This is a genomic window from Alkaliphilus crotonatoxidans (assembly GCF_054658015.1).
This window is the reverse complement of record NZ_BAAHXS010000006.1, coordinates 858,764-876,993: the sequence shown is the minus strand read 5'-3', so window position 1 is coordinate 876,993 and position 18,230 is coordinate 858,764. Positions and strand designations below refer to the sequence as shown.

The 18,230-nt window shown below is 41.6% G+C and carries 19 protein-coding genes; 2 read left to right on the top strand and 17 right to left on the bottom strand.

Annotation, left to right across the window (positions count from 1 at the left end; translation table 11 throughout):
* Positions 1-304: 304 nt before the first annotated feature.
* The 6 genes from ACYQ1I_RS16185 to surE form a co-directional block, all read right to left on the bottom strand.
* A complete protein-coding gene (locus tag ACYQ1I_RS16185) occupies positions 305-1,177 on the bottom strand; it encodes a MurR/RpiR family transcriptional regulator (protein WP_459767163.1) in 873 nt (290 codons plus the stop codon).
* A 10-nt stretch (positions 1,178-1,187) separates the two neighbouring features.
* Positions 1,188-1,745, bottom strand: coding sequence for a 2-oxoacid:acceptor oxidoreductase family protein (locus ACYQ1I_RS16180; RefSeq protein ID WP_459767161.1), 558 nt, complete (start codon positions 1,743-1,745; stop codon positions 1,188-1,190).
* A 1-nt stretch (position 1,746) separates the two neighbouring features.
* On the bottom strand, positions 1,747-2,568 hold the full coding sequence (locus ACYQ1I_RS16175) for a 2-oxoacid:ferredoxin oxidoreductase subunit beta (RefSeq protein ID WP_459767159.1): 822 nt from the start codon (positions 2,566-2,568) through the stop codon (positions 1,747-1,749).
* Complete coding sequence (locus ACYQ1I_RS16170) at positions 2,565-3,710, bottom strand: 2-oxoacid:acceptor oxidoreductase subunit alpha (RefSeq protein WP_459767157.1); 1,146 nt, start codon at positions 3,708-3,710, stop codon at positions 2,565-2,567. Before ACYQ1I_RS16170 ends, ACYQ1I_RS16175 begins: the two co-directional genes overlap by 4 nt.
* Entirely contained in the window at positions 3,703-3,918 is a 216-nt protein-coding gene (locus ACYQ1I_RS16165; protein WP_459767155.1) for a 4Fe-4S dicluster domain-containing protein, read from the bottom strand. The genes ACYQ1I_RS16170 and ACYQ1I_RS16165 overlap by 8 nt, the downstream gene beginning before the upstream one ends.
* A 174-nt stretch (positions 3,919-4,092) precedes the next feature.
* Positions 4,093-4,857, bottom strand: a complete 765-nt coding sequence (gene surE, locus ACYQ1I_RS16160; protein WP_459767153.1) for a 5'/3'-nucleotidase SurE — start codon at positions 4,855-4,857, stop codon at positions 4,093-4,095.
* Positions 4,858-4,947: 90 nt separating this feature from the next.
* On the opposite strand from surE, the gene ACYQ1I_RS16155 reads away from it, so the two are divergent.
* Entirely contained in the window at positions 4,948-5,589 is a 642-nt protein-coding gene (locus tag ACYQ1I_RS16155; RefSeq protein ID WP_459767152.1) for a hypothetical protein, read from the top strand.
* A gap of 123 nt (positions 5,590-5,712) precedes the next feature.
* Here the strand turns inward: ACYQ1I_RS16155 and ACYQ1I_RS16150 are convergent, their stop codons facing one another.
* The 4 genes from ACYQ1I_RS16150 to ACYQ1I_RS16135 all read right to left on the bottom strand — a co-directional run bounded on the left by ACYQ1I_RS16150 (position 5,713) and on the right by ACYQ1I_RS16135 (position 8,993).
* Complete coding sequence (locus ACYQ1I_RS16150; protein ID WP_459767150.1) at positions 5,713-7,110, bottom strand: oxaloacetate decarboxylase subunit alpha; 1,398 nt, start codon at positions 7,108-7,110, stop codon at positions 5,713-5,715.
* 71 nt (positions 7,111-7,181) lie between these two features.
* Positions 7,182-7,754 (bottom strand): tRNA 5-(aminomethyl)-2-thiouridylate-methyltransferase MnmM, encoded by a 573-nt coding sequence (mnmM, locus tag ACYQ1I_RS16145; protein ID WP_459767148.1) that lies wholly within the window; start codon positions 7,752-7,754, stop codon positions 7,182-7,184.
* Positions 7,755-7,759: 5 nt separating this feature from the next.
* Positions 7,760-8,230 (bottom strand): GNAT family N-acetyltransferase, encoded by a 471-nt coding sequence (locus tag ACYQ1I_RS16140; RefSeq protein ID WP_459767146.1) that lies wholly within the window; start codon positions 8,228-8,230, stop codon positions 7,760-7,762.
* A 58-nt stretch (positions 8,231-8,288) separates the two neighbouring features.
* Complete coding sequence (locus tag ACYQ1I_RS16135; RefSeq protein ID WP_459767144.1) at positions 8,289-8,993, bottom strand: pseudouridine synthase; 705 nt, start codon at positions 8,991-8,993, stop codon at positions 8,289-8,291.
* A gap of 365 nt (positions 8,994-9,358) precedes the next feature.
* On the opposite strand from ACYQ1I_RS16135, the gene ACYQ1I_RS16130 reads away from it, so the two are divergent.
* Positions 9,359-9,850, top strand: a complete 492-nt coding sequence (locus ACYQ1I_RS16130) for a YajQ family cyclic di-GMP-binding protein (RefSeq protein WP_459767142.1) — start codon at positions 9,359-9,361, stop codon at positions 9,848-9,850.
* Positions 9,851-9,901: 51 nt separating this feature from the next.
* Here ACYQ1I_RS16130 and ACYQ1I_RS16125 read toward each other — a convergent pair whose 3' ends face one another.
* From ACYQ1I_RS16125 to ACYQ1I_RS16095, 7 genes are all read right to left on the bottom strand, one after another.
* Positions 9,902-10,840 carry an AEC family transporter gene (locus tag ACYQ1I_RS16125; RefSeq protein WP_459767140.1) on the bottom strand — a complete coding sequence of 313 codons (939 nt, stop codon included), beginning with the start codon at positions 10,838-10,840 and terminating at the stop codon, positions 9,902-9,904.
* A gap of 111 nt (positions 10,841-10,951) precedes the next feature.
* Positions 10,952-11,881 (bottom strand): nucleoside recognition domain-containing protein, encoded by a 930-nt coding sequence (locus ACYQ1I_RS16120; RefSeq protein WP_459767139.1) that lies wholly within the window; start codon positions 11,879-11,881, stop codon positions 10,952-10,954.
* 265 nt (positions 11,882-12,146) lie between these two features.
* Positions 12,147-12,410: a hypothetical protein gene (locus ACYQ1I_RS16115; RefSeq protein ID WP_459767137.1), complete on the bottom strand. Its 264-nt coding sequence runs from the start codon at positions 12,408-12,410 to the stop codon at positions 12,147-12,149.
* A 12-nt stretch (positions 12,411-12,422) separates the two neighbouring features.
* Complete coding sequence (locus ACYQ1I_RS16110) at positions 12,423-13,673, bottom strand: DNA polymerase Y family protein (RefSeq protein ID WP_459767135.1); 1,251 nt, start codon at positions 13,671-13,673, stop codon at positions 12,423-12,425.
* 150 nt (positions 13,674-13,823) lie between these two features.
* Positions 13,824-15,731 carry an ABC-F family ATP-binding cassette domain-containing protein gene (locus ACYQ1I_RS16105; protein WP_459767133.1) on the bottom strand — a complete coding sequence of 636 codons (1,908 nt, stop codon included), beginning with the start codon at positions 15,729-15,731 and terminating at the stop codon, positions 13,824-13,826.
* Positions 15,732-15,838: 107 nt separating this feature from the next.
* Entirely contained in the window at positions 15,839-17,119 is a 1,281-nt protein-coding gene (locus ACYQ1I_RS16100) for an FAD-dependent oxidoreductase (RefSeq protein WP_459767131.1), read from the bottom strand.
* 14 nt (positions 17,120-17,133) lie between these two features.
* A complete protein-coding gene (locus ACYQ1I_RS16095; RefSeq protein WP_459767130.1) occupies positions 17,134-18,069 on the bottom strand; it encodes a sulfide/dihydroorotate dehydrogenase-like FAD/NAD-binding protein in 936 nt (311 codons plus the stop codon).
* Positions 18,070-18,230 lie beyond the last annotated feature (161 nt).

Here is an 18,230-nt window from a genome sequence, read left to right as displayed (position 1 = left end):
ATCAACTTTAACAAACCGTTCTTTAAACCCTCCAAAGAAAGACCTTGCTTTAGTATTTTTCAATCAAAGAAAAATTATTGCGTATTAAAGTATATTAACAAATGAAGCGACCCACTCCTGGGTCGCTTGATCATAAAACCCTATTTTTCTGTTGTTGATTAAAACAGCTGCCTAACGCTATTGAAAAGGTCTCTGCCGGCCCTTTCCCATGCCTAAAACCCAGTAGTCTTTTAGAGGGCTGACAATTTTTATTTGCCAACAACCCCAAGGCTTGGTGTTGTTATGATGAGAAGAAGCAAGCTAATTACGATTGATTTTTATTGTCGTAGACATTATATTTATACCAGATATTTTCTAATTTTTTGAAGAAGCCTCTGATTTCATCCTTTTCCCGCATACCTACGGCAATAATCAAAGCATTGATCAGGCTTAAGGGAGCCACCAGGGAATCAACAAAGGAAACCATGTTGCTCTTAGCCGTTAGACAATAGTCAGAAAGACCAGCGATAGGTGAAAGCAAGCTATCGGTTATGCTAATGATGGGAACCCCTTCTTCCCGGGCATATTTAATTACTTCAATGGTTCTATTGGAATATCGTGGATAGCTGATACCAATTACCAAATCATTTTTTGAAATTCTGAGTATTTGTTCAAAAATATCACTAATACCATAGCTAACCACCTTGACATTGTCTAAAATCAGATTAAGATAAAAGCCGAAATATTCTGCCAGGGCAGTGGAGCTTCTGAGTCCAATTATATAAATTTTATCAGCTTTAAAAATCTGATCTACAACGGACTGAAATAACTCATGGTCTATGTTCTCCAGGGTGGAACGAATATTTTCCATGTCAGACTTCAATACCTTTTTAAGGATCGCTCCCTCGTTGGAATATTCGTTGGCCATTTCTACCCGTTGTACGGTTGTGAGCTTCGTTTTGATGATTTCCTGCAGGGCTTTTTGCAGCTCAGGATAGCCTTCGAAGCCCAGGGCATTGGCAAAACGAACCACCGTTGACTCACTGACTCCCACCATGATTCCCAGCTTTGAGGCAGTCATAAAGGCTGCCTTGTCATAATTGTCGATAATAAACTGGGCGATCAGCTTTTGACCTTTACTTAGCTTTGAAAAGCTCTTTTGAATTTGTACAATTAGATCCTTCTTCTCGTCAATCATATACACCATCCTAATAACTTAATGATTTCTTTTTCATTGCCTGTTCATACCCTGCCTGTAGTGCTTTTTTATTTAATTCCTCTGTTCCCCTGGGTACTCGGTTTAAAACGGCCGATTCCAAAGATTCTTTTGTGACAACCTGAGTCAGCTCCTGAATTACACCAAGGGCAACAATATTGGCCACCATGCTCTTACCGATTTCTTCTGCGGCCGTGGCCAGGATTGGTACCTGGATGACCTGATAGGGGGTTTCTTCTTCCTCGGGAACGGCTACATGGGAATCTGCCAACAAAATTCCATCCTCCCTTATGCTGTGGATATATTTTCGATAGGCAATATCCGTAAGGGTTAAAAGCAGGGTTGGTTTTTCAACCTTTGGATATAAAATTTCCTGCTGGCTGATGATTACTTCCGATTTACTGGCTCCTCCTCTGGCCTCGGGGCCATAGGATTGAGATTGAATTGCGTTGTTACCATCTAGTATGGCAGCTTCGGCTAATATGATTCCACCAAGAATTAACCCCTGACCTCCAGAGCCGCTTAAACGTATTTCATGCTGGTTTATCATATTATCTCTCCTTTTTAAATCGATTTATAATCTTTAAATATTCCTCAGTGTATTCCGGCTCCTGGATATTTTTGAATTCTCCAATGATAATTTTTCCTTCTTTTTCTTCAGGAGATAGCTTTGCAGCTGCCTTTACATCAATGGACTGTTCCTTTAAGTCATTCATCATATCTACAGCCGAGCCCTTTCGATTTTTTCTACCGTAATACGTCGGGCAAATACTGACCGCATCAACCAATGAGAAGCCCTTATTGGACAGTGCCCTTTCAATCAGTTTAATTAAGGGAGCAGTATGATAAACCGTTCCTCGGGCCACATAGGTAGCCCCTGCCCCATCCACCAGCTTGCAAATGTCAAAGGCCTTGTCGATGTTGCCAAAGGGAGCAGTGGTACCGTATTGTGCCGTAGGGGTGGTGGGAGAATATTGACCTCCGGTCATCCCATAGATATTATTATTAAATACAATGGTTGTAATGTCAATATTTCTTCTGGCAGTGTGGATCAAATGATTTCCTCCTATGGCAGAGCAATCACCGTCCCCAGTCACAACAATGACCTTTAGTTCAGGATTAGCCAGCTTTACACCGGTGGCAAAGGCCAAGGCTCTGCCATGGGTGGTATGAAGGGTGTTAAAATCCATATAGCCGGGGGCCCGGGAGGAGCAGCCAATTCCCGATACAATACAGACCTTTTTTTTATCATACCCTAGGTTTTCAATTGCCTGGGCCAGGGCCCTCATTACAATACCATGACCACATCCCGGACACCAGATATGGGGTAGTCGATCCATTCTAAAGTTATTTTGTATTAATTCGCTACTCATCCTAACGATACCTCCCTGATTTTCGATAATATTTCCCTGGGAGACATGGCTTCTCCATTGACCTTACCAAGGGGAAAGACCTGGGCCCTTCCGGCAGCAATCCGCTCAACCTCTTGGGCATATTGGCCTAAATTTAATTCAGGGACAATAATTCTGTCTGTCTTTTCAATCAAGGTGCGTATTATCTTTTCAGGGGAAGGCCAAAGGGTGATAGCTTTAAATAACCCAACCTTGATCCCTTCAGATCGGGCCTGGATGACTGCACTTTTTGCAGAACGATAGGTTCCTCCGTAGGCCAATACAAAGAACGCTGCATCCTCCATATAGTCTATTTCATAGCGAAGAATGTCTTCAACATTATCACTGATTTTGTTCATGATACGTCTAAGTAATTGATCGGCAATTTTAGGATCATTAGATGGAAAACCAAATTCATCATGCATGAGGCCCGTCACATGGAAGTGAAAGCCTTCACCAAAGGCTGCCATAGGGGCCACAAGCTCACCCTCCCTTACTCGGTAGGCCATATAATCAGTATCTGTAATAGACGGCTTAATTCTATCGAATATTTCAATTTCATCTTCTGTCGGAATCTCAATTTTTTCCCGCATATGTCCTACGATTTCATCAAGCATTAAAAATACCGGGGTACGATATTTTTCGGAAAAATTAAAGGCTGTAATGGTTAAGTCAAAGGTTTCTCGAACGGAGGTGGGAGAAAGGGCAATAACTGGATGATCCCCATGGGTTCCCCATTTTGCCTGCATAATATCTCCCTGGGAAGGTGCTGTAGGTAAGCCGGTACTGGGACCTGCCCGTTGAACATCCACCACTACACAGGGTACCTCTGCCAAGGCAGCGTAACCAATGTTTTCCTGCTTTAAGGAGAAGCCGGGTCCACTGGTGGCGGTCATGGATTTTAATCCAGCCAGGGAACTTCCGATGATTGCAGCCATTCCGGCAATTTCATCTTCCATTTGAATAAATTTTCCCCCTATGACAGGCAGTTTTTGGGCGCATAGCTCGGCGATTTCAGTTGAAGGGGTTATTGGATAGCCAGCGTAAAATTTTAGGCCTGCCGCAATGGCTCCCTCTACACAGGCTTCATTTCCCTGCATTAATTTCACTACTCTTTTATTCATCTTTCTTACCCTCCAAGTAAATTGCATAGTCTGGACAGCGCAGCTCACAAAGTCCGCATTTAATACACTGCTCGATATTTACAATGGCAACCTTCTCATTCTTTAGCATTAATACCTGCTTGGGGCAAAATGCAACGCAGATGCCACAGCCCTTACACCATTCCTCCTTCAGTCTTAAGGTCTTTTCAGCCTTTTTGATGACCAACATTAACATCCCCCTTCAGAAGTTAGTATGATATCTCCTTAACAAAATCATAACAGATTTGGAGAAGTTATGCAATTTTTATTTCATAATTCTGAATATATTTTTAAATTTTGCAAGATCACCTTCAATTATTTTCAAATTTCATAGAATCCGCCACAATATTATCGCTGAAATGAGTTAAGGGTTGATTGTCCAAGTTTGCAGCTCTTGAAAGGCCTTATAATTGGTCAAGTCAAAATGTATGGGTGTAATTGAGACATATTTGGCCTCAATGGCGGCAATATCACTGGTTTTACATTGTTCCAGCTCTAAGGGTGTACCTGAAATCCAATAATGGGTATCTCCTGCGGGGTTCCTTTCCTCTGTAAAGACATTATCATACCTTCTTATGCCCAGGGTGGTCATTTTTACACCTCTAATTGACTCCCTTCGACAGGTTGGATAATTTATATTAAAGATTCTGGGGCAGGAACCGCTGATTTGAAGTATACTGCTTGAAATCCTGCAGATAAAATCAGCTGCATCATCAAAGGTATTAATTTTTGTCGAAGCCATCGAAACCGCTATGGCAGGAATGCCTAATATTGCCGCCTCTACCGCTGCTGAAACAGTACCGGAATAGATTACATCGGTACCCAAATTAGGTCCATTATTAATACCTGAAATAACCAGATCTGGTTTTCGGTCCTTTAGTATTACATCAACTCCCAGTTTAACACAGTCAGCAGGGGTTCCATCGATCTCGTAGGCCTCAAGGGCAGTATGATGGAAGTTTACCGGCTTTATCTTCAGAGGCTTATGGAGGGTAATGGAATGACCCTTGGCACTTTGCTCCTGACTGGGAGCTGCCACAATGACCTGACCTGCCTCCTGTAATTTTATTGCCAGACGCTGTATTCCCTCTGCAAAAATTCCGTCATCATTGGTAACTAATATCCGCATTTTTTTTACTCCTTTCCTAAACTAATTCATAGAAGCGCTAAGTAAGGTCAATAATATGTGTTAGTAAAATGATTATAATGGGGTGATAATTTGATTCAAATAGATGATGCAGGAAGCGGCAGTCTTCTGGGAGGCACCATTATCGGTGCCTATCGGGTTGAAACTGATGAATATTATTATGATGTGATTCCCCTTGGGTTTTATCAGGGAGAGCCCTTTCAAAAAAAGGAGTACATCAATTATGTAGTTGAAATTGTAAAAAAACTCTTTGATCAGCTGAGGGTGACCAAGGATGAAAAAATAGAGGTTTGCAGGGGCTATATGTTTGAGGCCCTCAATAAATGGCTTAAGGAAGAGCAGTATCATTTTATCAATACAAAAATTGGTGATCCCCTTCAATCGGCCATTGAAAAGAGCTTTGATGACTATGCCATCGGACTGGGACTCCCTAAGGAATTTATTTCCTATACCAAATATCCCTTCCACTTTCACCGTATTTTAAAATGGGTCTATGCTGACTATCAACAGCGAAGCAGTCTTTGCAAAACCGGTTGGAAAAGCTGGAAAAAGTATAATGACCTACCCATTACCATAGGCGAAGAATATATTAAAAATAAAGATTGGATTTGTTTAAAATGCAATCAGCCAATTCCACGCCACAGTAAGGCAGCTGTTAAAAGCTATGTAACAAATCGGGTTTATAAAATTTATGTTCACCCTTATTGTACATAATAAACATAGCAGCTAAGGAATGAATTTCCTTTTAGAAAGCCCCTAATTATTCCGGTTTTAGGCAGTCAGTTCGCTACTCCTATGCGAAACTTCCGGATTTAGGGGCTTTGGATAGGTTATATTTTACACAGGATGGGTTTGATCCTGCTCATTGTAAAGGGTTCCCTCTATTTTATATTTTTTTTCCCAACGCTTTCTAAAAAAAGCCATGGCAACCTGCGGGAAAAGGGCATAGGACAGTATATCCTCTTCCTGCTCAAGGTATTCCTTCATTTCTTCTCTAAAGGTTTCCAACTGGGGAGGAATTAAATCTGCTGGTCTAGTTGTAATCACTGGCTCCTTACCGATTATTTTTTCCTTGATTTCATTGGATATAGGAGCTGAGGGGCTGCCATAGAGACCACGTACATAATCCTTTATTTCCTTCGGTACCATTTTGTATCTTTCACCGATAATCACATTAAAGACAGCCTGAGTACCTACCATTTGGCTCATAGGAGTCACCAGGGGCGGATATCCCAAATCTTCACGAACTCTAGGAACCTCAGCCATGACAGCATCTAGACTATCGAGCTTGTTTTGTTGTTTAAGCTGAGAAATTAAATTTGAAAGCATACCACCAGGTATTTGATTAACCAGGGTATTAATGTCTACCCCCAGTACCTTGGGATTAATAAGGCCCTTTTCAAGGTATTGATCCTTTAAAGGCTTGAAATATTCAGTAATTTCGTTTAGGTTGGTCAATTGAATACCTGTATCATATTCAGTGTCCTTAAGGGTGGCAACTAGAGCTTCGGTTGGAGGTTGAGAGGTACCCATGGACAGGGGCGAAATGGCAGTATCAATGATATCGACCCCGGCCTCAATGGCCTTCAGGTAGGTCATTGAAGCAACACCGCTGCTATAGTGGGTATGGAGCTGAATCGGTAACTTAACGGCTTTTTTTAATTCCTTTACTAGATCATAGGCTACAAAGGGAGTTAAAATTCCTGACATATCCTTAATACAGATGGAGTCAGCCCCCAGCCCTTCCATTTCCTTAGCCTTGGCAACATAATAGGGTATGTTGTGAATGGGGCTAATGGTATAGGATAAAGCACATTGGGCGTGACCACCAGCCTCTTTAATAGCCTTCAGTGCAACCTCCAGATTCCTTACATCATTGAGGGCATCGAATATTCGTATGATATCTATTCCATTGGCAACAGATTTTTTGATAAACTCGATTACCACATCATCGGCATAATGCTTATAGCCCAGTAGATTTTGCCCCCTCAGCAGCATTTGAAGCTTTGTATTTTTAATGTGCTTCCTTAACTTCCTGAGTCTTTCCCAGGGGTCCTCGTCAAGATACCTTAAGCAGGCATCAAAGGTGGCACCTCCCCAAACCTCCATGGAATGATACCCTACCGTGTCCATTTTTTCAGCTATGGGCAGCATTTCCTCTGTGCTCATGCGTGTTGCCAAAAGGGACTGATGTGCATCTCTGAATACTGTTTCTGTAATCTTAATTTTTGCCATCATATTACCTCCTATTTTTTGCCATAGATTTTCAAGGCTTTTCTTTTACACCCTATCGAGGCCGATCATTTCTACTTCTTTTCAACCATGACGATCATAGGGGGATGATTATTTTGATTATAATATACTGTTTTAGTTACAATATAGGTTTTAGCAGGCAAGGCCGATAAAAAGCTTAAAAGGGCGGTCTTTTCCTCCTGACCACCCCGATGGCCGTAATAGATCATCAGGGAAAGGATGCCACCAGGCTTTAATAGGTCCAGGGTTCCTTCAAGGGCCAGTATACTGGTTTCCGGCCTGGTAATAATAGTGTGATCCCCTCCGGGCAGATACCCGAAATTAAACATGGCAGCATCAATTGGCTCCTGGATATATGTAAGTACATTTTCGTGGCCGTCATGGATTAGTATAATCTCTTTCCTGGTTTCTAATCCTTCCTCTATCAGCAGCCTTTGGGTTGCTTTAACAGCGGCCTCCTGAATATCAAAGCTGTAAACTTTTCCCTCTGGCCCCACCAAACGGGCTAAAAATAAAGTATCATGACCATTACCCATGGTACCGTCCATTACGACAGAGCCAGGAGCTAATTTCCTTTCCAGCAGCGCCTGTACAAAATTTGTTCCCCAGGTAATTGAATTGTGCATTTGATTCACTCCTGTCTGCTGCCTTTACATTTTCTACTGAAAAATTCCTTTACATCGCAATAAAAAAGCTGCTGTGCTTCAGGCCGAGGCTTCAGTCCTTCATGGGCTAAAAACGCTGTAAGGGTGCTATGACCTTCAATAAATACCTCTGAAATACCCATTAAATCCAGCAGATTCAAGGTGGCCCTTAAAAGACCATCGCCCAGGCCAAGGCCCCGTTCTGATTTTTTTATATACAGGTACTTGATTGTGGCCCTCTCGGCTGGGTCAGCCTCTACTATGGCAAAGCCCAGCAGTGCATTGCCATCCTTTATTATCATAAAAAAAGCCGAATCTGTTGTTTTTTCTTGTGGTGCTAATCCCTCTTCCTGACAAAATAAATCAATTAAAGAATACTCCTGGGATGATGCCCTTTTCATTTCTATCAACAAATCACAACCTTTCGTCTTTCCACCTACATTATACACATTTTCCATTTTTAATTCAAAACTGATATAAATTTAAAATGTGGGTTTTACAAGGGCTTTGTAATTGTTACAATTTTTTTAGATATTGAATTTCCTCTCGATTAAGCAGTCGCCACTGGCCTTCCCTTAAGCTACCCAGGGTTAATTTTCCTAGCTTCACCCGTTTTAGTTCAATTACAGGGTGTCCAATGGCATCACACATTTTACGGACTTGACGATTTCGACCTTCCCGAAGGGTAATTTCCACAAGACAGTTTCCTTCCCTTTTAGAAAGAATATTGATTTTAGCGGGGGAGGTAATATAATTTTCTATTTTAAGTCCCCTTTCGAAGGCTCGTAATGCCTCAGCAGAAGGTTGTCCCTTTACCAATGCCCGGTATACCTTTTCCACCTTAAATTTTGGATGGGTTAACCGATAGGTTAATTCACCGTCATTGGTAAGCAAAAGAAGACCTGAGGTATGATAATCCAATCTTCCCACTGGAAAAATTCGTTGAGGTACCTCGACCAGATCTGTGACCTTTCTTCGATTAAATTGATCCTGAACGGTGGTTACATATCCCTTGGGTTTATTCATTAGAACATAAATCAGTGTTTCCTCAATTTTGACAATATGATTATTATAGGTGACCGTGTCTTGCTCTGGATCAATCTGAAAGCCCATTTCGGTAATTACCTTGCCGTTGACCAAAACCTTACCTTCGGCTATAAGGGCTTCAGCACCCCGTCTTGAGGCAACGCCTCCCAGGGCTAAAAATTTTTGTAATCTCAATTGCTTCACCTCACTATTTTATCGGGCAATATTTCTCCATTGCTCAAGGATTATTCTAGCAAATAACGGGCCTTATAAAAAGGATTTTCAGTTATAGATGGGAAATTATTAAAATAATTTCCTTGGAAATACTCAAATTTCAACATTTTTATTACTTTCGACAACAAAAGTCGTACAATCTTTTAAAAATTAAGTTGTTGAATATTTTATTTTTCCCCCTTTGTTTGATCAATACACAAATTTATGATGGTATTTTTACCTTGTCGGTAGTACGCCTTAAAAACTAAAAATTTAGCAAATTATGGACAAATTTTACTTGGAGCGGCTATAATAATAGGTAAGTGTTAAGAAGGGAGTGTTTATGAATGGCAAAGGATAGTTCCTTTGATATTGTTTCAAAAATTGATTTAATGGAGGTTGATAATGCAGTCAATCAAACTGCAAAGGAAATTTCCCAGCGTTTTGACCTGAAAAATACCAATACCCAGATTGAAAGAAGAGATGATGAAATTGTCATTAACGCTGAAGATGATTTTAAGTTAAAGAATGTTGTAGACATTTTTCAGACAAAAATGACAAAACGAAATCTTTCGCTTAAGGCCTTGGAATATGGAAAAATTGAACATGCCCTTGGCGGAAGGGCCAAGCAGGTGATCAAGCTCATGCAGGGAATCAGTAAGGACCAGGCTAAGCTGATAATTGCCACCATCAAGGATTCTAAGCTAAAGGTTCAGGCCTCCATTCAGGGTGATACGGTACGGGTAACAGGAAAAAACAAGGATGATTTGCAGGCGGTTATTCAGCTTCTGAAGACAGCAGACCTGCCCATCAATCTACAATTTACCAATTATCGTTAGATTCATACATTGAAAAGCACCGGTCAGACATAAGGCCGGTGCTTTTCAATGCTAAATAAGACCCAACTGCTTGGTCATAAATATCCACAAAAATACAGTTACACTGGAAAGGGCCGAACCCCATACAACCAATTGGCCTGCCAGCTCAAAATCTGCATTCATCTGTTGGGCCATGGTAAAGGAAGAAACCGCTGCAGGGGCTCCTAACAAAATAATAATGGAAAGAAGCTCGACATTTCTTAGGCCCAGCATGATGGCCAGGGTGATCCCTACCAGAGGGACAATAACCAGCTTGCCGCAAATTCCGATTGCCAACTGCTTAAAGTATTGTGGTGCCGAACGAAAGGTAAAGGAGCCGCCCAGTACAATTAATGAAAAGGGAGTTGCAATTTGTGCTACATCGGATATGGTTTTTTCTAAAAATCCCGGCAGTGAAATACCAATAAGCATGGCCGCACCACCGGTTAAAACCCCCCATATGAGCGGGTTTTTGGCAATCCCCTTTACAATTTTGCCTAGATCAGCCTTTTCACCACAATATACTTCCAGTATGATGACAGCTAGAATATTAAATAAGGGAATGACAATGGCTGTTAAAAGAGATACGGTTCCTGCCCCCTCTTCTCCGTATAGGGAAATGGCAATGGGTAAACCGAATATAATAAAATTGCTGCGGAAGATAGACTGAATTAGAACACCTATTTTTTTGCGATCTGCTTCCATATGGGGAATCAGTAGGCAAAGCAGTAAAAAGATGGTGCCGATAATCAAGGTTGTAAAGACGATTAGCCTTAAATCAAATATATTGCCCACATTGATCTGATAAATGTTTTTAAAGAGCAGAATCGGTAAAAATACCTTAAAGCACAAATCATTTAATTTTTTTAAATCCTTCTCTTTAAAATTAAAAATTCGTTTAATACCATACCCCATTCCGATCATCAGGGTTAGCGGTAATACTGCGTTAAGTGATAGAATGAAATTTTCCATGGAACTGCTTTCCTTCCCTTTTACTTTACGACCATTTAATCAAAGGTTCTTTTTTTATGGTACCATGGTCTATCGCTATATGCAATTCCCAAGTTTTAATCAAAAAGAGGGTTAAAATAAAATTAGATGTAATACGGCTCTAAAAAGAATACCCACTAAGGCGGCTTGTATGGCTGGCTTTGCCACCGATACGGTTTTTGGTCCCGCTGAAAGCAGCAGGGCTAAGCCAACGGGGTCTAGCGTATTGATTGTCATGCCGGCCATACGGTTCAGCTCCAAGGGAGTTAGCCCTCCCTCTTGAATCAATTCCAATGTTACCGCCATCATAGAGGTTCCACCTGCCAGATATTTGGTAACCATGGGAAGCACAGCAATTCCAGGAATGCCAATTTGGGTTAATAGCGGAGAAAGCAGCCTTTCCATTAATGTAATGACGCCTGTTTCCCTGAATATATTCACAAGAAAGACAGCTAATATCAAGGGAACAATGGATTTTACAACAATTTGAAGTCCCTCTTCGCCGCCGGCAAACATAGATTGAATTAAGCTTCGTTTGGATCGATTAAGGGAGTGGCCCTGATAGGTGGCAGACACACCCCTTTCAGCCCCCGTCAGGCGATAGGCAATGAAGCCCGATAAGAGTCCCCCCAGAAGGGAGCTCATTAGAACTACTGGAATATTTAAGCCCACAACGGCTAAAGGAAAGGTGGCATTGGCCTGAGACATAACCAAAATAGCTGCCAGGGTGGCAGAGCGCATGCTATCTGTTATATTTTCATCATGCTCCATTATTTTCAGGGTAGCAATGGGAGCAGCAAAGTTGATTAGTAATATTTGCAAGATGGCAAAGACACCTAACCCCGGTAATCCAAACAGGATTAAGACAGGGGACACCAGTACGGCAAGCCTTTGAAGCAGGCCACGGTCCTCCAGGGTTCTCATCAGAGCCATCATAATTACCATAATAGGCAATAATGTATATAGGGTAAGGTTTATGCCGGTTTCTCCTGATCTGATCATTAAATTGAGTACATCGGTCATTGATTCTCCTCCTCAGTCTGATACTTCGTGGTTTAAGTAAAAGATTATTATACCATATTAAAATGAATTTAAGTAATTGTTTTTAAATCAAAAGGGGAAACACATTTTTGTATCTCCCCTTCCCTTATATCATCTGGATCAATTTTCCTCACCGGCTTAGTATCAATATCTTTATAGCCCATGGGAGAATAATTTAAAAACCATAGCCCTTTGGACAGACTGCAATGATAAATGATATCCTTCAGGCTTCATTTCATTTGACAGCCTATATTTTATAGAGATACCACTTAGAGGTATTAATTTCATGTCTAAGCTCAAATAGCTTTATTTCTCCCTGAATACAGGTTTCACAGGTATATTTGATCATGGTGTTTCCTGCGAATTTGTCCAGTTCCCGCTTAATCACCCGGTCTACCTTAATGATGGTATATTCATCATCTTCATTTAAAAATCGAAACCGAACTGGCCTGCCATTTCCTTCGGGATCAAATTTCGTTAATATCTCGATTGGTTTTCTGAGAAGCTTCACCCAATTCACCTCCTAAAGTAAGCTGGTCATCATAGGATATTCCTCTTCCCCTACCCCTCCTAAAAGAGGCCGAATTTCACCATCAACAAAAATTCCCCTGACAACAGAGTCCTTTCCGTATTTTTTCCGGATGGAATCAACTGCTTGATCCAGGGCCCGATTTTTTTCTTCACCCTGATTCATGAAAAAGGAAAGCTGCCTGCTGGTTTCCACTGTCAGTTCTCCCAGATGAACCCCTAGATGCCGCAATGCTTCCCCCTGCCAGGCTTCATCAAATAGATCCTTGACAGCTTGATAAATTTCATTGGTAATGTCGGTGGGTGAAAATAGCCGCCTTTGATGGGAATAGCTTAAAAATGCCGTATTTCTAAGGGATACAGCCACAACACGGCAATGAAAACCACTGGCCCTTAGCCTTAAAACCACAGATTCTGTTAAAGAAAGTAAAATTTTATGGGCTGTTTCCCTGTCTGTAACGTCAAATTTGATGGTACTGCTATGGCCCATCCCCTTCATTGGGGTATAGGCTCCGTCGTAAACAGGGGAAGCCTCAATTCCGTTGGCATAGGACCAGATAAGCTGACCAAAGGATTTCAGCTTTCCCGTCAGTAGTGAAAGGTCTGCCGTGGCCAGGTCTCCGATGGTGTTAATATTTAGGTCCTTTAGCTTTTTGGTGGTTTTACGGCCCACCATATATAGCTCCTCAACCGGCAAGGGCCACATTTTTTCCTTTATTTCATGGGGCCAAAGGGTGTGAACCTGGTCGGGCTTTTTAAGCTCCCCTGCCATTTTAGCCAAAAGCTTATTTTCAGCAATACCAATATTAACAGTAAAGCCCAGCTCTTTTTTTATTTTTTCCTTAATCTGGTGGGCCAGCACCACAGGGTTTCCATAGTCCCCTGTCATCCCGGTATAGTCTAGAAAAAATTCATCCACCGAGAACCTTTGAATAGTAGGAAAATATCCCTTCAATAGCTCCCAAAGGGCGTTACTGCACTGCATATAAAGCTGATAGTTGGGTGGAACCACCTTTAAATTAGGACACTTTTTCCTTGCCTGCCATAAAACCTCCCCCGTTTGAATACCAAAGGCCTTGGCAGGAATGCTTTTGGCCAGAACAATCCCCCGTCTGTCTGCCAGGGAGCCTCCGATAACAGAAGGAATCTTTCTTAAATCCAGCCGGCTTCCCTGCTGTAGCTGATAGGCTGCTTGCCAGGAAAGATAGGCTGAATTGACATCAATATGCATAATGACCTTTTTCATAATGTCACCACCCTCCATCAGAACATATGTTCTTATTTATTATATCACCGAGGCTGCCTAAATAGAACAAATATTCTCTTTGTAAATGTTGCCAAATTTCCATAATTTATAAAAAAAAGAATCCTTGTTAAGGATTCTAAATATGACGATTTACTTGTTATGATTAATTTCATCCATCAGCTCCGTTAGCTCCATCCACCGCTCCATGGTCTCTTCCAGTTTTTGCTGCAATACTTCCTGTTGTTCCAGTAGGTCTTGAAGCTCTTGATAGTTACTTCCGGCCTGATCAATGGCATTTTGTACCGATTCCAGCTGAAGCTCCAGGTCTGCAATGACTCCCTCAATTTGATCATAATCTCTTTGATCTCGATAGGAAAGCTTTTTCAGTTTTTCTTTGGCGGGTTGCTGGCGCTCTTCCTTTGGCCCTTTTTTAGAGGCTTCCCTGGGCTCCTGAGGCAGATTTTCCCTGCGCCATTGAATATATTCCGAATAGCTGCCATGGTAGTCTTGAATTTTTCCATTGTCTTCAAATATAAAAAGATGATCTGCAACCCGATCTAAAAAATATCGATCATGGGAAACCACCACTACCGTTCCAGGGAAATACTCCAAATAATCCTCCAGAATGGTCAGGGTATGAATATCCAGGTCATTGGTTGGTTCGTCCAACAAAAGTACATTAGGGGCTTCCATCAGCTTTCTTAAAAGGTATAGTCTTCTTTTTTCACCTCCGGAAAGGGCTGCAATGGGGGTCCATTGGGCTCCCGGCTGAAATAGGAAGCGTTCCAGCATTTGAGCAGCGGTAATTTTTGTACCATCGGCGGTTTCAATGTATTCTGCCGCTTCTTTAATGTATTCAATCACCCTAAGGTTAGGGTCCAGCTCAAGGCTTTCTTGATCATAATAGGAAATTTTAACGGTTTGACCAACCTCAATTTCTCCACTTGTGGGCGAAAGCTTTCCAGCCAGGATGTTCAGCAGGGTTGACTTCCCTGCCCCGTTTTTTCCCACAATACCTACTCGTTCTCCCGGCGTAAAGACATGGGTAAAGTCTTGAATAATCATCTGATCGTTATAGGCCTTACTAATATTTTTAAGCTCAATGACCTTTTTGCCTAATCGCTGAGAGCCTACGGATATTTCCAGCTTCGCCGATTCCTGGGGAAGCGTCGCCCCTTGAAGGCTTTCAAAACGTTGGATTCGAGCTTTTTGTTTGGTGCTTCTGGCCCTGGCACCTCTTCTGATCCAGGCCAGCTCCTTTTTAAAGAGGGCGGCGTGCCTTCGCTGAAGGGCCCTTAGGCTTTCCTCCCGTTCTGCTTTTCCTTCTAAAAAGGCCTCGTAATTACCCTGGTAGCTATAGAGGGCTCCTTCGTCCAGTTCAATGATTCGATTTACCACTCGATTTAAAAAATAGCGGTCATGGGTAATTAATAAAAGGGCACCCTTCCTTCTTTTTAAGTAGTCTTCAAGCCACTCGATTGTTTCATTGTCGATGTGATTGGTGGGCTCGTCCAAAATCAACAGCTCTGATGGTTGAATCAGGGCTCTGGCCATGGCAATTCGCTTTCGCTGTCCTCCGGAAAGGGTTTTAATAATGGCGGAAAAATTGGTAATTCCAAGCTTCGTTAATACAGCCTTTGCATTGGCTTCAAGCTCCCATCCTCCCTGTAGATCCATTTGATGGGCCAGTTCGGCCAATTTCTTTTGCAGACTGGGCTCCTGCGGAAGGGCAGACAGGTCATTGACCACCTGTTGGTATTGAAAAACCAGCTCCATTAGGGGATTATCACTATGGAAAACCTGCTCAAGAACTGTGGAATCAGGGTCAAATTCAGGATTTTGAGGTAAATATTCAATTCTTACCTGATGATTTAGAATTCGACGACCCTCATCAGGCTCCAGTGGGCCTGCAATAATTTTAAGCAGTGTGGATTTTCCAGTTCCATTAATACCAATTAGTCCGATACGATCCGATTCCTGTATGCCAAGGGTAATATTTTTAAACAAAGGCTTTTCACCGTAGGCCTTACTTATATTTTCAACAGTTAATAAATTCATCTTCTTAACCTGCCTATCTTATTTTTTCTCACTACATCATTATACTGGATTATGACACAATTTAAAATACCTGACAGACCAAAAGGTTTATCAGGTATTTTAAACGACTATATTAGCTTTTCATCATAGATCTTAAGCAGATTTAAGCGGTCAATTTTATTTTTAAGGGCCTTTGTGTCGGTGGTATAGAGGTTCAGCTCCTGCATACGTTTGAAATAATCTGAGCCTGCAAAGGTATATCGTTTCTTTAAGCCTGCTTCCTCTTGAATTTCTTCGTTGGCGCAGGCGATTAAATCACCTGAAGCAATGGTTCTGGGGAGCTCCAAAAGAGGCATGCCCAGTCCCAGACGAATGCTATTATGACCCGCCAAGCTGCCTGTTACAATGGCTTCAGTATGGCCAACAAAAAGCCCTGCCTTTTCACCGGCACATAACAGGTTATCTAATTGATTTACCTTCATGGCATTGTTACGGGGAGCAATCGATAGATATCGGATGGAATTGCCGATTCCACCGGCATAGGGGTCTACATATTTTGCATTTTCCAGCCCCTTAATGCTTCTTAATTTTTCGAGGGGATAAAAGGGAGCCATCAGCTTTGCATGGCCCGTATCCAATAAAATAAGATTTTCGGCGTAATCCTTCAAAGCATATTGCTGGCATACCTTCATATCTAATTTATCAAGATTAATATCTTTCTTAGGAAGCGGGATAATGTATACACCCTTCTCGTTCAATTCCTTTACAATTTCCTTTGACAGAGAATCCTTACTTAGCTTACAGGATCCACTGAAGGCGCCATAGGAACCACTTGCCCGTTGACCTAAAATGTCTTCAACGCCTGCCCGCTGACTGATGCTGACCCTGGGGCCAAAGGAGGGGCAGCGAAGAACACACATGGCGCACCCATTCCCATATTTCAAGCAGTTTCCCATGGGACCCGTTGAACCTGTGGTTTCAATAAAGGTATCCCCCTCAACAACCTCATCGTTTTGCAGCTTGATTGCGGTGATCCGCTGATCCTTTTTAACAATATCAGTAACCCTGTGTTGCAGGTATAGATGAATTCCCATGGAAAGGAGGAGCTTTCTGACCTGTGGTTCAATGATGGTTACGTCATAAAGGCTGGCATGTTTATGTCCTGGAAAATCAAGCTTTTTATGGCGGGCACATTGGTCTGTAATGGCAAACAGTTCACCGGCACCTAATAAAATAGATTCCTCGGCGGCAGTATAGCGACCATTGTTTCTCATGATACCGCCTACATTACCCAGTCCCAAGAGCATATCGGTTCTTTCGTACAGATGAACCTCTCCCCCTGCTTTTTTGGCTGTGATTGCAGCGGCACATCCAGCCCAACCTCCGCCTATGATTATAATTTTAGACACCTTAATCCTCCTCCTTATTTATTATGCGTTATTTGGGTTTTACAGGATCGTATTGGAATTCCATCAGCATCGTAGACAATACAGGCCCCGCATATTCCTTCCCCACAACAGATTTCTTTATTGTTTGTCAAGGCCATTTTGACATCAAATTCGTTTAAAATGGGGAAGAGACTTTCTTGTAAATAATCAGACCCCCCCAGCATGACCAATTGATAATTTCCATTATATAGGTGGCTGTGGAGCAGGGCTCTACCTTCAGGACTATATAGATTACAATTTTCTTCTAATACGTTGGCCTTTGTATAGACTTTAATCAGGTTGGTGTTGGAAGTGCCTTTATCAATTATAACGTCTACCTGATTTTGATTACGCAATAAATAATTGATGGTCAGAACCGCTGGTGCCTGGGCAATTCCCCGTGTGATAACAAGACATTTGCTTTTACTGGTTTTTTTCAGATGCTCTAACCCAAAGAGGCCATTCCAATAAGGGCCGCGAATTAAAAGCTGATCGGTAACATCTTTAATGGATTGAGTTTTTACACCATGAATTTCAACAGCAATTTTTATTTGATCCCGTTGGTCATCCACGTCCATGATGGAGATAGGTATATCAAAATAATGTTCCAAATTTTTGTTTCGAATAAAAATATAAGAACCTGGCTGCTTTAACTGCCTTGCCAGGGTATGGTGGGTCTTTAGGGTAAATAGTAGTACATTTTTTCCCACCTCTTCCCGCTCAATAATGGTAGTCTCTTGAAATGTTCTTGAATCTTTCTTTTTATAATTTAAAAAATGAAATTCCTGATATATACAAACACCTCGCCAGTTGCAATCACAGTAGGATTTTCCCTTCAAGCGGGAGCAAGTAATACAATTATTCATTTCGGCCAAATAACAAGGACAATATTCACTGCCTGCGTCAATACACTGATCCCCTTCAATCCCCATACTTTCACTCCTTTCTTTGAATCCCTCACATAATAGCATATTTTTTTCTGCTTCATATTGTTACTGTCATTTTAATTGCAAATATTCTTCTATTTATAACTTTCTTAAAACTTCTATTCACCACTTTTTATAATTAATAATATGATGAAGTAGACTCTAGT